This is a genomic window from Candidatus Methanoperedens sp., from assembly GCA_012026795.1.
Lineage (GTDB): Archaea > Halobacteriota > Methanosarcinia > Methanosarcinales > Methanoperedenaceae > Methanoperedens.
Window position 1 is genome coordinate 1 of the sequence record VEPM01000026.1, and the last position, 15,793, is coordinate 15,793.

Below are 15,793 nucleotides of genomic sequence, written 5' to 3' on the forward strand. Positions count from 1 at the left end.
AGTTTTGGACAATAGCGATTTCCAATCACCTTTAGATGCAATTTATACAGTCAGTGCATTTTTTGAAAAAGAGCTTAATTCAACTTGAAGGCGTAGTTAAGAAACAAGCTATCAACCAGACTATAAATGGACTGGTTAGACTTTAATTTAAAACACATTTCTATTTATAGTTAAACAAATATATGGTAAAGTGAAAAAAATATGTTATCGGGGAAGAAGATCATAACAATTGTTTTGATATTGCTTTTACTTTCGGTCTCTTTCAGCGGATGCACCAGAGAAAAGGGGATATATGAATAAGGGATCAGGATTTGCGTTGTTACCGATATTGTGATTGTGTTTTGGTCATGCGCTGCAGCTTCGCCCGTCAGCCCCTCTGAATCACGGTTTGCGTGGGAACCAGGGGAAAACCTGTCGTTGAACAGCTTGCCCCCGATTTACGTGTGGAATTCCCTGGGCTGGAAAGTGAGTTCAGTATTTAGTATCTCCTCGGCCTGCACTTATCCAGCAGGATGACTTTTCTTGCGGTCTCTATATCATCCGTTTTGAGCCTCATTTTGAACCACCATATGTTGCCGCCTTCATCTACGCTGCCCACAGCAACCATCCAGAATTTCCCATCGATTACAGCCAGCCCGTAATCATCTCCGAACCATTCAGTTACCCGGTCTAAAGTTTTATCGGTTTCTTCCAGGGGCAGATCATAAAATGATTTTTTATCTTCATATTTATTCAGGAACTTCTCTGTTCCTTCTTTCCATGTCTCATCAAAAAAATCATCAAGAAGGTTCAGATCCCTGATGCATTTCAACCCCATCTCAATTTTCTTAAACTTATCTTTAGTTTGTTCTATATTTCTATCCATACATATTCACCCCAAATTCCATTCAATAATATGTAATGGCAAGGGTATTAAATCTATTGAAAACAATTATATACTAATAACCAGAATTGTTAATATGCTAATTTAAGGGGGTAAAATATGCCGGAAGCACACAAGACATTTGAACAAAATATGGAAGAAATGAGCAAATTGACTCCAGCACAGATGCAGGATAAAATCAAAGAACTGAATAAAATATGTATTTGTGTAAACTGTCCTACGTATATTGGAACAGGCGAGAGTAAACTTACATTTTGTGCAATCGGGAAAAGCGCAATAATCAAAAATTATAAAGGTTGTCTATGCCCTACCTGCCCTGTCCAGAAGAGCCTGTCTCTCAGATGGGACCGCTATTGCCTCAGGGGTTCTGGTAAAGAGCAGTCAGGTATGAAATAATTTTTAAGAAAAAAAAGAAAAAGAGGGAATGCTCTTCCAATAACTCTTCTGAAATCATTCTGAAATCATATAGTATTGCAATTTCTACACCCCCCATACAGCATATAACTACTCCGATGCTGATGCTTCCTCAGATGATGCTGCCATCTTAGATGTCTTTGGGTGTGCGCCTGGCATTTCCTCCTCCTCGCCGCCGGTCTCCTTTACTTTTGCCATTAGCTCCCTGTTGAAATTTCTCATTCTTTCTTTATAGTCTTCAGCGGTCTCTGATTTTGCGCCTTTTTCATGAGTTTTTCCGGCATGTTTAACTGACTCCTCCTCTTCAACATGTTTCTCTTTTGCCATACTTTTTCACCTCCTTTTAATTTATATCTGGTCTTCAATCTCGGTTTCTATTATGCTCCCTTTCAAGAGTTAAAGGAAACTTTGAATGAGTTTTATATCCGTTAATTGTAGCTTTTAATTAGAAAGATCACTCCGGTCTTTCATTTCTTATTATAACCTACTTCCCTATAATATCAATATGTGCCTGCCAATATTTATATTTATACTATGTCAGGAAGTTATTAAAGTCAGTTATGGCAAAAGGTGGTTGGCCATACTCTGATATAAAAAGTTCTTTTAATAAATCACAGCATCATGGGTGTGGAAATTAATCTCACCAAAATCTTATCCGGTGTGAAATTATCCGGTTTTATCAGAAAATATATGCAACATATTTAAAATCAGCTTTCACAGGAGTTAAAATATGGACGATATTTGTGATGAAGATAATTAATAACCATATAGAAGGAACTGGCTACACCTTAAAATTGTATAGATCTTTTGATATTCTTTAGAAAATATCTCACTTTATTTTAATGTTTGTGAAGAATAATCATACTCAACCTTATGTTAATGTGTCTTCCAAGTAAAATCATATGACTGAAAAAAAACAGGAATCTATCCTTATTGTAAACGGTGAACCGGATACAGCTGACCTGTTTGCCGGAATGCTTCTTATGGTTGACGACACATATATTGTTACTACGGCATTTACCGCAAAAGAGTGTCTGGCCGGAATTAAAAAAAATTCGCCTGATGTGGTTTTGATGGATATGGACCTTCCGGACATGGATGGATGGGATCTGATAGAAAAAATAAAAAAGAATCATCCGGATATACCTATTGTAGTCAGTACTTCAAAAATTCCCGTAATCAGTGATATGTTCAGACTTTCCATGGTCTCGGATTATCTTATAAAGCCTGTAACCCTGGATTGCCTCCACATGGCTGTAAGAGATGCTATTGAAATTCCTTCATATCTTGACCAATGTGTTAAAACAATCAAATATCACAAAGAAAAGGAGGATATATTATATTTATTATTTTTATTATTAAAACAAAACATTACCGACAGGAAACGATTTATCCTGATGCGACAGCTTTACCCGGACCATAAACTTGAAAATGATCCGCAGGGTAAGAAACTTCTTAATAATTTGAAAGAAAAGATCAATTCAGTACAAACCGAAATAAAAAATTTCAAAAATGACAGGTTTTTACTGGCCTGATATTTTTTAATCGTAACGGTCCCCCTATGATGAGGGAGATTCACCAGCGTATTTTGTATGTTTTATCACACCTTTTTCACAACACCGTTTATATGCATGCATCATGATAATGATTATAAGATGAAAGGTCTGGCGTAATGACGCCACCTAACTCTATAAATTAAAAATATAAAATATAAACGGAGGCGTTATGAAAGCTAAAGGAACAAAATTAATAATAAATGAAGACGCCGATGTCGGTATAGGCACGCTGATCATATTTATCGCCATGGTACTTGTTGCGGCGGTAGCAGCAGCAGTGTTGATCCAGACATCAGGTGTGCTTCAGCAAAAAGCACAATCTACAGGTAAAGAAGCAACATCTGAAGTGTCTTCTAACCTGAAAGTAGTTACTGTTGTAGGCACAACAGTTGGTGTAGCCAATCCTACCCTGATTGATAAGCTGGAAGTCGGTGTTCAATTATCAGCCGGTGGAAGCGACATTGATTTCAAGCAAGTAAAGGTGAAATATATCGATGAAAACGAATCTGTAACGTTGAACGAAGTCACTACTGCACCCACTGCTTCGGCATTTAAATATTCTGAAGATAGGTCTATCTCAGGCACTTCCGATGAGGTTCTGCAAGCTGGAGATCTTGGACTTATTACCATAAATCTCACTCTAGCGACATCGGGCCTGGAACCGCGCAAGGGCGCCAGAGTTGAAATACTCCCTGAATCGGGTACGATGGTGCTCAAGGATGTCAAAGCTCCTGCGTCTCTTGGATCAACGGCTTCTGGTAAAATACAACTATTTCCCTGAAAATAATGGAGGCATCATGAAAACAAACATATTAAAAAATAATAGCGGAGATGTCGGTATTGGCACTCTTATTATCTTTATTGCAATGGTATTAGTCGCAGCAGTTGCGGCAGCAGTGTTGATCCAGACATCAGGCGTACTTCAGCAAAAAGCACAATCTACAGGTAAAGAAGCCACATCTGAAGTATCTTCCAATCTAAAAATAATATCTGTTGATGGCGCGAATGTGAGCGGTGCTATTGGTTTACTTAATATAACGGTAGGACTTTCCGCAGGTGGATCTGATATTGATATTAACAAGACGACAGTGAAATATCTCGATAAAGATGGTAATATTAAATTGGCGCATTCAGGGAACTCTACGCCTGAAGCCGGTATAGCATTCGGATATACTGAAATAAGATCCATTATAGGCGGCAGCGATAATGTCCTGCAAGCTGGAGATCTTGGAATAATTAAGTTAGACCTGACCGGTAATACATTAGCTGTACGGGAAAAGGCCACTATTCAGCTTGTTCCTGAGACCGGGACAATGGTAATAAAGGATGTTGTAATACCTTCAACCTTTAGTGGAAAGACCCAAATAGAACTATTCCCCTGAAAAAGGGGAATTTTTCCTTTTTAAAGGAAAGGAGTATATATGAAAGCAAACCAAAAATTCCTGACAGACAATGAAAGGGGTGATATCGGAGTTGGCACTTTGATCATATTCATTGCGATGGTGCTTGTCGCCGCTGTAGCTGCCACAGTCCTGATATACACAACAGGGGCGCTTCAGCAGAAAGCTACAAAGACAAGCAAAGAGGCTACACAGCAGATATCATCAAATATCGTCGTGGAGCAGGTCCTGGGAGACAGGGGTGAAGCTATCAATGGAACTATGAATCAATCAATAAATGATTTATTAATAAGACTTAAACCGGATGTAGGTACTACTTCGATAGACTTGAGGCAAGTTATTGTAACGATTATGGATTCAACTAAACGCTATGACCTGAATTATTCAAGTGAGATTTATAATAGTACGAACAGTACTAATGCTACTAATACAACTTATACTGCTATAGCAGTGAGGGATGAAGATTCATCATTTACTAATACAACTCCAGTACTTAACAGTGGAGATTTAATTGAAGTCCAGGTATCTGCCAACTCCATACAGGGTATATCCTTAGCTCCGAGAAAAACATTCTGGCTATCCTTGAACCAGGAACTGGGGCAGGCTGTGAATCTCGAAATAGCAACTCCAAACTCATTCGGGGTAAACAGGTACGTACGACTATACCCATAACAGCGGAGAGATCCCATGGGCTTTTCAACCTCTGCTGTTGTAATTATATTCATTGCATCCATCCTGCAAATGGCATCAATGTTCTATCCCATGGTGGATATGTCATATCGGCAGATCCAGGAAGCAAAAAAAAGTTCAAATGAATTATGGAATGAAAAATTAAATACTAAAGTAGTGATCACGAGCTGGGACCAGGGTAATAAAAATCTGACAGTATATAATAATGGCTCAATGACCCTTAATTCGAGTAAGATCAATGTAATATTAAATGGGGAATTTGACTCGCTTTATATTGTAGATCCCCGGGGTGTCTGGCCGCCCGGGACATCCATAAATGTAACAATCGAATCTATAAGCGGCAGAGTGAAGATAATAACAGAAAACGGCGCAGCTGGTTATTATTCGCTGTCCTAGGAGATAAAAATGGGAGCAGGCGCATCAGCAACTCAGATGGTCTTTTTCATTACATCTGTAATAATTGCATTGAGCGTAGTCGGGGCAATTTTCCTGAACATCCAATCCATCTCCTCGGCAGCAATTGTCGGGAGTAAAACGTTTGCGGAACAATTGAAAACGGATATCACCATCATAGGTGACCCTGAATTGATACCTTATAACAGTAGCAGCGGCATTTATACATTTTATGTAAAAAACACGGGGAAAGAAGAGCTTGACATACAATATATTACTGTTATTATAGACGGGACTATTGTTATTGACAGCAACCTTAACAAAACAAATTTAGGTAGCGATCCTATGTGGCTTTCAGGAGATGTACTGCGGATAAATGCGACAACATCGCTTCAGGATGGCAGTCATAACCTCAGGGTCATAACAGCAAATGGAATTGAAGATACTTTTTCATTCAGGACACCTTAAATATGGCAGGATATAATTTTGTGCTTGACAGGGACGAATTGAACCAGATGCTTGGGGGAGGTTTTCCGAAAGGCTCCCTGATAATGATAGACGGTCCCAGCGGAAGTGGAAAAAGCGCACTGTGCCAGAGATTTGCTTATGGCCTTCTTGATAATAAAAATACGGTCACCTATATATCAACTCAATTAACCACGAAAAATTTCATCCGGCAGATGAAATCACTTGATTACCCGATAGGGATCAGGCTGCTAAAAGGCGAACTATTGTATATCCCGGTTTTTCCATTGTTAAAAGAATCAAAGCCCAGAAGTGATTTTCTCCAGCGCCTTATGGGTGCGGAAGGACTTTATGAAAAAAATGTAATTATCATAGATACTCTTTCTGCGCTTATCAGATATGGGACTGATGCACAGAAAAGCCTTGAGCTAATTTCGTTTTTTAAGAAAATAACAGGTTTACAGAAAACGATTATCATTACGATGGATACTACAGAGATGCCTGCTCATGTAGTTTCCGAATTTAAAGATGCAGCTGAGATCATGATAACAATCAAAATGCGACAGATGGGGACTGAGATGCTGCGGACTATGGTCATAAACAAATATTCGAATCCTGAAATACAGGTTGGGGCAATGATCGGATTCAAAGTAGAAGCAAGAAGTGGTGTAATGATCAATATTTCCGGAGTTTCATAAGGGATTATAATGGACGATAAATTCGAAGAAGCGCTGGCTCGAAATCCGCATCTGGCAGAATATGTGGATAAATGCAAGAAAGAAAGCGGGGTAGTGCCGGATTTCATGCCTAAATTGTCCCGTGATATTGTAGACATTCCGGTACCTTCCATAATTTATCCTGTTGGCGACCCGATATTTATCCACCTGAAAGGCGACAAGGTCACAAAACAAATTTTTTATATTGCAATTGAGCCGGTTCTATCCCCGGATGAGTGGAAAAAATATAAGGCTATAATGGATACTATTCTTGAAAAGGCTGCAGATGAAATAGTCCCTGAAAATGAGGAACAATTAAGAAAGTTAATGATGAGACTTTTTAATGAATCGGTTCATATTGCGGGGAAACTTGCACCAATTGGAATACTTGATAAATTCCTTGGGGCAAAATCCATTTCTTTAACCCAGAATGAATATGATAAAATCTCTTATTTCCTTGACCGGGATGTCATCGGCCAGGGACCGATAGAGCCTGTAATAAGGGATCCTTACCTTGAGGATATTCACAGTATCGGAGTAAGCGGCATATATATAGTCCATAAGATCATGGGCATGCTTACAACCAATCTGACCTTTGATACCCAGGAAAACCTGAGTCACTGGCTGCATACCGTGGGTGAACGCATCGGCAGGCCAGTAAGCGATGCGCGTCCCCTGATCGATGGTTCTCTTCCTGATGGTACAAGAATTGCAGCTATTTACAGTACTGACATCAGCCGGAAAGGTTCCAGTTTCACCATGAGAAAATTCATGGAAGTTCCGGCGAGTATTCCCCAGCTTATCAAGTGGGGAAGTATAGATGCTAACCTGTCTGCATATCTGTGGCTTTTGCTTGAGAACCAGATGAGCATTTTTTTTAGCGGTGAAACAGCAAGCGGCAAGACGACAATGCTTAACGCTGCATTGCCTTTCATCAGCAGCAAATCAAAAATGTATACAGTAGAAGATACCGCTGAAGTACTTCCGCCACAGCCGGCATGGCAGCAATTGATCACACGGCTTGATGGCCCGGTTGAATCCCAGGTAGATACATTTACTCTCTTAAAAGTTGCCCTGCGGTCAAGACCAAACTATATCATTGTTGGTGAAATCAGGGGCGCAGAGGGCGCAGTCGCATTCCAGGCAATGCAGACAGGACATGCTGTTCTTGCCACATTCCATGCTTCATCGGTCAGAAAACTTCTCCAGAGGCTTACCGGTGAACCTATAAATATCCCTCCAACATTTGCTGATAACCTCAATGCGGCTTTGATCCTCCAGGCAATATACAGAAAAGGCAAATATTTGCGGAGATGCACATCGGTTGATGAGATAGAAGGGTATCTGGAAGAAGCGGGAGGTGTAATAACCAGGGGAGTTTTTGAATGGGATTTTACAAATGACAGGCATCGTTTCAGGGGCATGAATAATAGTTTCCTTCTTGACAAAATAGCTACCAAGCAGGGTTATGATGATAAGCGCCTGATATATGATGACCTTGCCTTACGTGCCAAGATACTTACCAGGATGGTAGAAGAAAACATCCTGGATTATTATAAAGTAAGGGACATAATCTGGGCATACCAGGCAAGAGGTCTTGAAGGTATTCCTTTTGAGGTATGAAATATGGACACAAAAGTCATATTCCATTGCCTCGGGATCTCACAAAAAAACTATTTTATGAATTTTGTGATCCCGATAACCATTTTAGCGTTTTTATTTCCAGTTGTAATGCTGTTAATTGTTCCTTCAGTCATGGAAGGAGTTCTTTTCCTGGGTGTAATGCTTGTCCCTATTGCACTATTTTCAATCGTGATAATATATCCCATATCAAGCCTGGAAGGGAAAAAAAAGGAAATTGACAATAATATCCATTACTATATTACACATATGGGTGTTCTTGCTACATCCCAGATGACAAGGGTTGATCTTTTGCTCAAGCTTTCCCATACTGAAGCTTATGGTTATCTGGCAAAAGAGACAGGAAGGATATATGCTCTTGTTTTCTACTGGCATGTAAGTTTCCCTGTGGCATGCAGGTTCATAGCCCAGCGGACACCTTCCATTCTTTTTTCGGATTTTCTTGACAGGATGGCGCATTCTGTCCAGGCAGGACAGGATTTCAGGGAGTTCGTATTATCCGAGCAGGCTGTGGTAATGAAGGATTTTGTGACTATGTACCAGGACTGTTTAAATTCTATAGATATGATAAAAGAAATGTTCATTTCAATGTGCATGTCTCTTATATTCATAGTAGCATTCGCTATTATCATGCCAATAATTACCGGCATGGATTCCATATTACTGCTTGGTGGCGCGATATTCTTATTCATAAGTACGGAATTTGTAATATTGTTATACGCCAGGTCAAAGGTGCCTGCTGACAGGATATGGCATACACTTGAGATCGAGACAATTGCCGACCGCAGGATCAAATGGTCTATGCCAGTCTCTTTATCCCTCTGTATAATCGTTACCGGGATTGTTGTCCCATTCTCCAATTTACCCACAACTATAATGTTTGCCACTTCGATAACCCCTTTATTACTTACAGGACTGATAGCGCGGACTGAGGAAAATAAAATAAAAAGATATGATAATAATTTTGGGGCATTCATCCGTTCTCTTGGTGGGGCTGCCGGGTCAAGAAGCGGACTTATTCTTGAGTCATTGAAAGAATTAACTACCCATGATTTCGGTCCGCTTTCAGAAAATGTAAATAACCTGTATAAGAGGCTCAGGACAAGGCTCAATACTCCGCGTTCATGGGAGCATTTCGCTGCAGGAACGGGGAGTAATCTGATCGAACGCTTTGCAACGATGTTCGTGGAAGGAACAAATGTGGGAGGGAAACCAACTTTAATCGGAGATATCATAAGCCAGAATTTTATAAGTATACTTTCAATGAGAAAATTGAGATACAGCAGCGCTTCAAGCCTCATAGGCGTGCTTTATGGCATGACCGCAGGAATTGCAGCGACTATGTTCCTCGCTGTGTCTATAATTTCAATGCTGGCAAAAATGTTTTCAAATGTTTCGATCCCTGATATCGATATAGGGATTTCAATCGCTACGATATCGGCTACTAATATTCCACTGATGACAACAATGTTGATGATAATGATGATGTGTCATTCACTTATGTCTGCAATGTTAATAAGAATTGTTGATGGAGGGCATCATTTTAATACCTATACTCATTTTGTGGGACTTGTCTGGATTTCTGCGCTGACTGCTGAATTGACACTCCAGGGAATGGGGCCGCTGTTGGGTATGTGATGATAATGAGATCACACTAAATTTCACACTTTTATATATATCTATGTGATTGACCATACATTACTATTAACAGCTTTAAAATATAAAAATCTACATAATGTCGAGGAAAAATGACTGGAAAAATATTGCTTGTGGATGATGCACCTTTTATGAGAATGATGCTGAAAAAAATCCTTGCTCCGAGTGGAAATGAATTAATTGAAGCTGTTGATGGATCAGATGGGGTGTCTAAATATAAGCAATATAAACCTGATCTTGTATTCCTGGATATAGTGATGCCAGATGTTGACGGCATAGAATGCCTGAAACAAATAATGGAATATGATAGTAAAGCCAGAGTCATTATTTGCGGCTCGATAGGGCAGGAGACAGTAGTAGATGAGGCAATTAAAATCGGTGCAGTGGATTATATTATCAAGCCATTTGATACAGCAAAAGTCCTGGCAGTCCTTGATAAAAATATGCCAGGCTGATCATTCAGACTGCTGAATTGACAGGGTGTGTAATCATGTAATATCACACCAATATCACACTTTTCTATATACTGATGTGGTTGAAAATAGCATGTATATAAAACAATGGATTCAACTTTAAAACATAGAAATCAAAAAATAATCTTGGAGGAATAATGGCTGGAAAAATATTACTGGTGGATGATGCGGCATTCATGAGAATGATGCTTAAGAAGATCATTGCACCAACAGGACATGAATTGTTAGAAGCGGTCGATGGTTCGGATGGTGTTGCAAAATACAAGGAAAATAAACCAAATCTTGTATTCTGTGATATAGTCATGCCAAACGTTGATGGTATTGAATGCCTGAAGCAAATAATGGCTATAGACAGTAATGCAAAAGTCGTTATGTGCAGTTCGATCGGGCAGCAAACTGTAGTAAATGATGCGATCAAGATCGGGGCAAGGGATTTTATTGTAAAACCATTTGACGCTGCAAAAGTTCTGGAAGCTGTTTCTAAAAATATGTGATAAGGTTTACCAATGTCCAGGATAAGAGTTCTTGTCGTTGATGATTCAGCGTTCATGCGAAAAATCATAGTTAATATTCTGGGATCATCTCCTGATATAGAAATTATAGGCAAGGCAAAAAACGGACAGGAAGCAATAGAAAAGATAACTCAGCTTCGGCCTGATGTAGTCACTATGGATGTTGAAATGCCTGTTCTTGATGGGTTACAGGCACTTGGTTATATAATGAGTGAGTGTCCCACTCCCGTTATTATGCTAAGTGGTGCGGAATCGAACCAGGCCGATCTTACTTTGACAGCTTTTCAATATGGAGCAGTTGATTTCATCCAGAAACCTTCAGGGAATATAAGCCTTGATATGGATACGAAAAAAGATGAATTGATAAAAAAAGTTAAAGCGGCTGCAAATGTGGCTGTCCATAAGCTCGGATTCATAGAAGAAAAGAAAGTAAACGTTCACAAGAAAGAAAAGATCGAATCCGTACCAAGAGTCAGGACTAAAAAACTAATAATAATAGGTTCTTCCACAGGAGGACCCAGGGCATTACAGCAGGTCATACCCTTTTTACCTTCCAATCTTCATGCTCCTGTTCTTGTTGTACAGCACATGCCTCCCGGATTTACCAAATCCCTCGCAGACCGTTTGAATTCCCAGTCCACGCTAAAAGTGAGAGAGGCTGCTGATGGTGATGTCCTGGAGATGGGAACTGTTTATATAGCTCCCGGGGATTTCCATATGATTGTAAGACAGCAAAATATTAATGGCGATCTCAGGGAAGTAGTCACACTCACAAAGACTGAAAAGGTACAGGGTGTACGGCCTTCTATTGATGTTCTTCTTAATTCTGTGGCGCCGATTTTTAAAGAAAATACACTTGGGGTAATACTTACAGGAATGGGTTCTGATGGTACAAATGGTATCAGGAAACTAAAATCAGAAGGCGGCAAGGTGATAGCCGAGGATGAATCAACATGCGTGGTTTATGGCATGCCAAGGTCTATAATCGACCAGAAACTGGCAGATCACATTTTACCAATTGACAAAATTGCTCAGAGCATAACGGAAAATATATAGAGGAAATAATTATGGATGACATGGATGAATATAAGGAAATGTTCGCAGTCGAATCCGAGGAACATCTCCAATCAATGAATGATGCACTTCTCAGTCTTGAAAAAGATCCGGCGAACAGTGAAACAATAAATGTGATGTTCAGGGCAGCCCATACCCTAAAAGGCATGTCTGCAACAATGGGTTATGTAAATATTAAAGAACTTACCCATAACATGGAAAACCTGATGGACAGGGTCAGGAAGAATGAAATAGAGCTTGATTCATCTGCAATAGATGTCCTTTTCGAGTGTCTTGATACACTTGAAAAAATGGTGGAAACACCGGAGAAATCCTCAGAGATTGATATTGCTTCTCTAGTTGATAAATTATCAAAAAATAATTCAGGGTCTGTTCCATTAAAGGATGAGCAACCAGTTGTAGCTAATAATGCATCTAATAATCCCGGGGAAAAACCCGAAACAGGCAATATTTATGAAATAACCGTGACACTTCATGAATCCTGCATGCTTAAATCTGCCAGGTCAACCGTAGTGATGAGAAATCTATCTGAGATTGGCGAAATCATTGAAACGGTTCCTTCGATAAAGGATCTGGAAGATGAAAAATTCGATCGGGAATTCAAGGTCATAATTTCGACAACAGAAGATGCCAAAAAATTAGAAGATGCAGCAAAAAAAGTATCCGAGATATCAAAAGTGGAAGTTAAACCTCACACAGGCTCTAAACCCAGGGAAAAAGCAGAAGATAAAACGAATGTTACTGAGGGAAGTAAGACCTCTATAAAAAGCGTACAAAGTGTGCGGGTAAGTATAGAACGCCTGGATTCGTTGATGAACCTCGTAGGGGAACTTATTATAAACAAAATCCGGTTAATGCAGCTTGCCAGTGTGCATAAACTGGATGATCTTGAGGAGACGCTTGCCAGTCTTAACCGTCTTACAAATGACCTCCAGGAAGAGATCATGGCATCGAGGATGGTGCCTATTGAACAGATATTTAACCGGTTCCCGAGAATGGTAAGGGATCTTGCTAAAAATCAGGGGAAAGAGATCGATCTGGTCATGGAAGGCGGGGATATTGAACTTGACCGTACAGTACTTGATGAAATTGGAGACCCGCTTGTGCATATCCTGAGGAATTGCATTGACCACGGTATTGAATCTCCTGAAGTAAGGAAGCAGAATGGCAAGAACGAGAAAGGAACGATCAAATTGACTGCAAGGCGGGAAAAAAATCATGTTGCTATTGAGGCAGTTGATGATGGCAAAGGGATGGACCCGCAAAAGATGAGAGAAACTGCTGTAAAGAAAGGATTGATGACACAGGAAGAAGCAGCAAAACTTTCTGATATTGAGGCGATAAACCTGTCATTTATGGCCGGATTCAGTACTGCTGAGAAGGTAACGGAAATCTCCGGAAGAGGAGTAGGGATGGATGTGGTGCGGACAAAGATCGGAGGAATGGGCGGGTCGATCAAACTTGAATCTGTCCTGGGGAAAGGAACATTGATGAGACTCAAGCTTCCTTTGACTGTTGCGATCATTCATTCACTGATGGTTAAGGTTGGTTCTGATATCTATGCCATACCTATTACCAATGTTATAAGGGACCTGTCAATTAAGAAAGAAGAAATAAAGACGATCAAGGGTGAAGAAGTAGTTCTGATACGGGGAGATGTCCTGCCTCTGATCCGGTTACATAATATCTTCGATATTAAAAGCAATGGCTCTCAAGAACTTCTTGTGGTTGTAGTAGAACGTGCAGGCAGTAATGTAGGGCTGGTAGTAGACCAGGTTATCGGCCAGCAGGAGGTAATAATCAAGAACCTTGATAATAATATATTAAAGGGAGTTAAAGGATTTGCAGGAGCCACGATCCTCGGGGATGGCAATGTTGCTTTGATCCTTGATGTGGGGACATTATTATGATGAATTTACTATCAGACATCATACATGAAGATGAGAAGGAATTTTCAGAATTAAAGTTGATCATTAAAAGAAAAATCGGGTTTAACTGTGAAGACTATAAACAGCCCCATCTGAAGAGAAGGCTTGCTGTAAGGCTTCGTGCGACCGAGTCAAAATCTTATAAGGATTATGCACAGATGCTTTCAAAAAGTGAGGACGAGGTAAATAAGCTTAAAGAAACATTAACTGTAAACGTCACGGAATTATTCAGGAACCCGGAAACATTTGACTCTGTCCGGAATAATGTTCTCCCGGAATTGATCAAACAGAAGGGAATTAATAATAAAGTTATCAAAATATGGAGTGCAGGGTGCTCAAATGGTGAAGAACCTTATTCGATCGCAATTATGTTGAATGAATTCCTTGGACATTCAATCAAAAGATATAATATTTCGATCCAGGCTACGGATATTGATGATGACTCCATTGCAAAAGCAGAAATGGCAATATTCCAGCCAAAACAGCTTGAAAAGATAGGCCAGGAAAGGATCAACCGGTTTTTCATAAAGAAAGACAATAATTACCAGGTCATTGATGAAGTAAAAAAACTTGTGAAAGTCAAACGCCATGACCTTATTTCGGGACCGAAATTATCAGGTTTTGATATTATATTTTGCAGGAATGTTACGATTTATTTTGAACAAAGTTTACAGGAGGTATTGTATATGAATTTTTATAATGCCCTGAATGAAGGGGGATATTTTGTCATGGGAAAGACTGAGACTCTGGTCGGGCCTTCAACCCAGCTTTTCAAACGTTTTGATTTGAAAGAAAGAATATTTCAAAAGAAGGAAAAATTATGAATGATATAAAAACTCTCACGGATTTCCAGAGCGATGCATTAAAGGAAGTTGGAAACATCGGGATCGGACATGCGACAACTTCTCTTTCACAGATGGTAAATAAACAGGTGGGGATATCGCTTCCCGAACTTAAACTGATACCTTTGCTCACGGTGCCAGCGCTTGTAAAGAATGAAGATCCTGTTGTCGGGATAATACTTGAACTCAACGGGGATGCAAAAGGTTTTGTGCTCCTTTTATTATCAAAACCAACTGCAAAGTTTTTGATAAGGCTTGTAATTGGTGAAGCCGATGTGACAAAAGGATTCGATGAAATGGAAACATCTGTCCTGAAGGAACTGGGTAATATTATGGGAGGTACATATATCTCTGCCCTTTCAAATTTCCTGTCAATAGCGATCGGTTTGTCCCCGCCATCGGATGTGTACGATATATCGGACGCGATAATTAACCAGGTTGTATGCCTGATGAGCCCGGATGTTGAAGATGTTTTATTCCTCAAGACCCAATTTGATATTAATTCTGAAAAAATCGACGGGAAGATATTGATATTTACTGATTCCCACTCACTTACAAAGATGCTTGAGGCTATCAACAAGCTGGTTGGGCGATAATTAAATACCGCCAGGTGGGTATATTAATCAGGAATCGACTAGGCTATTTGTTAAATTACACCTGGGCATGGATCGGTTGGCTGGAGGGCATAAACCTTAGAGCTTGTCTGAAAATTTGACCCACATTTGGTTTTCACACCGATTCGATGCACATAATAGGCTATAAGTGAGTATCCAGAGGCATTTTTGGACAGGATTACAGGATTTACAGGATGGAAATTAATCCAGTTCATCCTGTAAATCCTGTCCAAAATAAATATTCAGACAAGCTCTTAGCAAAATCACTTGTATATAATATCAAATATTTAAAATTCAAAAAGATATCTGTACACTATTCTCTCCAGAATGGTTAAGCGGTTTTCAATAATTTCATTTTTCTGAAGCTCAGTCGACCGAATGGGATCGCCTCGATTTGAACATTTTTGTTGTTGCATTTCATGACCTGCTCAGATGCAGTGGTCGTCTCATGCAATCCTGAAAATCAAGTGAATAGTTTAAAAACCAGTGTTTTTATAACTATAATACCAATCACATCATAATAATAAGCATTATTA

Annotated in this window: 18 protein-coding genes; 16 read left to right on the forward strand and 2 right to left on the reverse strand. The window is 39.6% G+C overall.

Going from position 1 to position 15,793, the window contains the following annotated elements:
- Positions 1–478: 478 nt before the first annotated feature.
- On the reverse strand, positions 479–865 hold the full coding sequence (locus FIB07_12825; GenBank protein NJD53737.1) for a hypothetical protein: 387 nt from the start codon (positions 863–865) through the stop codon (positions 479–481).
- Positions 866–1,048: 183 nt separating this feature from the next.
- Between FIB07_12825 and FIB07_12830 the strand changes: the two genes are divergently transcribed.
- Positions 1,049–1,279: a DUF2769 domain-containing protein gene (locus tag FIB07_12830; protein ID NJD53738.1), complete on the forward strand. Its 231-nt coding sequence runs from the start codon at positions 1,049–1,051 to the stop codon at positions 1,277–1,279.
- 108 nt (positions 1,280–1,387) lie between these two features.
- Here FIB07_12830 and FIB07_12835 read toward each other — a convergent pair whose 3' ends face one another.
- A complete protein-coding gene (locus FIB07_12835) occupies positions 1,388–1,624 on the reverse strand; it encodes a hypothetical protein (GenBank protein NJD53739.1) in 237 nt (78 codons plus the stop codon).
- 575 nt (positions 1,625–2,199) lie between these two features.
- Here FIB07_12835 and FIB07_12840 point away from each other — a divergent pair.
- The 15 genes from FIB07_12840 to FIB07_12910 all read left to right on the forward strand — a co-directional run bounded on the left by FIB07_12840 (position 2,200) and on the right by FIB07_12910 (position 15,239).
- The gene (locus tag FIB07_12840; GenBank protein NJD53740.1) at positions 2,200–2,832 is read left to right on the forward strand and encodes a response regulator; all 633 of its coding nucleotides are present in this window, start codon (positions 2,200–2,202) and stop codon (positions 2,830–2,832) included.
- Between the two features lie 190 nt (positions 2,833–3,022).
- The gene (locus tag FIB07_12845; protein ID NJD53741.1) at positions 3,023–3,634 is read left to right on the forward strand and encodes a flagellin; all 612 of its coding nucleotides are present in this window, start codon (positions 3,023–3,025) and stop codon (positions 3,632–3,634) included.
- Between the two features lie 16 nt (positions 3,635–3,650).
- Entirely contained in the window at positions 3,651–4,235 is a 585-nt protein-coding gene (locus tag FIB07_12850; protein NJD53742.1) for a hypothetical protein, read from the forward strand.
- 39 nt (positions 4,236–4,274) lie between these two features.
- Complete coding sequence (locus FIB07_12855) at positions 4,275–4,925, forward strand: hypothetical protein (protein NJD53743.1); 651 nt, start codon at positions 4,275–4,277, stop codon at positions 4,923–4,925.
- Positions 4,926–4,940: 15 nt separating this feature from the next.
- Complete coding sequence (locus FIB07_12860) at positions 4,941–5,339, forward strand: hypothetical protein (GenBank protein NJD53744.1); 399 nt, start codon at positions 4,941–4,943, stop codon at positions 5,337–5,339.
- A gap of 9 nt (positions 5,340–5,348) precedes the next feature.
- Entirely contained in the window at positions 5,349–5,804 is a 456-nt protein-coding gene (locus tag FIB07_12865) for a flagellar protein G (GenBank protein ID NJD53745.1), read from the forward strand.
- Between the two features lie 2 nt (positions 5,805–5,806).
- A complete protein-coding gene (locus FIB07_12870) occupies positions 5,807–6,499 on the forward strand; it encodes an ATPase (protein ID NJD53746.1) in 693 nt (230 codons plus the stop codon).
- 9 nt (positions 6,500–6,508) lie between these two features.
- Entirely contained in the window at positions 6,509–8,140 is a 1,632-nt protein-coding gene (locus tag FIB07_12875; GenBank protein ID NJD53747.1) for a hypothetical protein, read from the forward strand.
- A gap of 3 nt (positions 8,141–8,143) precedes the next feature.
- Entirely contained in the window at positions 8,144–9,796 is a 1,653-nt protein-coding gene (gene flaJ / locus FIB07_12880) for an archaellar assembly protein FlaJ (GenBank protein ID NJD53748.1), read from the forward strand.
- 110 nt (positions 9,797–9,906) lie between these two features.
- Positions 9,907–10,269: a response regulator gene (locus tag FIB07_12885; GenBank protein ID NJD53749.1), complete on the forward strand. Its 363-nt coding sequence runs from the start codon at positions 9,907–9,909 to the stop codon at positions 10,267–10,269.
- Positions 10,270–10,424: 155 nt separating this feature from the next.
- The gene (locus tag FIB07_12890) at positions 10,425–10,781 is read left to right on the forward strand and encodes a response regulator (GenBank protein NJD53750.1); all 357 of its coding nucleotides are present in this window, start codon (positions 10,425–10,427) and stop codon (positions 10,779–10,781) included.
- A gap of 12 nt (positions 10,782–10,793) precedes the next feature.
- Positions 10,794–11,855: a chemotaxis response regulator protein-glutamate methylesterase gene (locus FIB07_12895; GenBank protein NJD53751.1), complete on the forward strand. Its 1,062-nt coding sequence runs from the start codon at positions 10,794–10,796 to the stop codon at positions 11,853–11,855.
- An 11-nt stretch (positions 11,856–11,866) separates the two neighbouring features.
- Positions 11,867–13,783: a chemotaxis protein CheA gene (locus tag FIB07_12900; GenBank protein ID NJD53752.1), complete on the forward strand. Its 1,917-nt coding sequence runs from the start codon at positions 11,867–11,869 to the stop codon at positions 13,781–13,783.
- The gene (locus tag FIB07_12905) at positions 13,780–14,625 is read left to right on the forward strand and encodes a protein-glutamate O-methyltransferase CheR (GenBank protein NJD53753.1); all 846 of its coding nucleotides are present in this window, start codon (positions 13,780–13,782) and stop codon (positions 14,623–14,625) included. Before FIB07_12900 ends, FIB07_12905 begins: the two co-directional genes overlap by 4 nt.
- Positions 14,622–15,239 carry a chemotaxis protein CheC gene (locus FIB07_12910; protein NJD53754.1) on the forward strand — a complete coding sequence of 206 codons (618 nt, stop codon included), beginning with the start codon at positions 14,622–14,624 and terminating at the stop codon, positions 15,237–15,239. The genes FIB07_12905 and FIB07_12910 overlap by 4 nt, the downstream gene beginning before the upstream one ends.
- Positions 15,240–15,793: the final 554 nt, after the last annotated feature.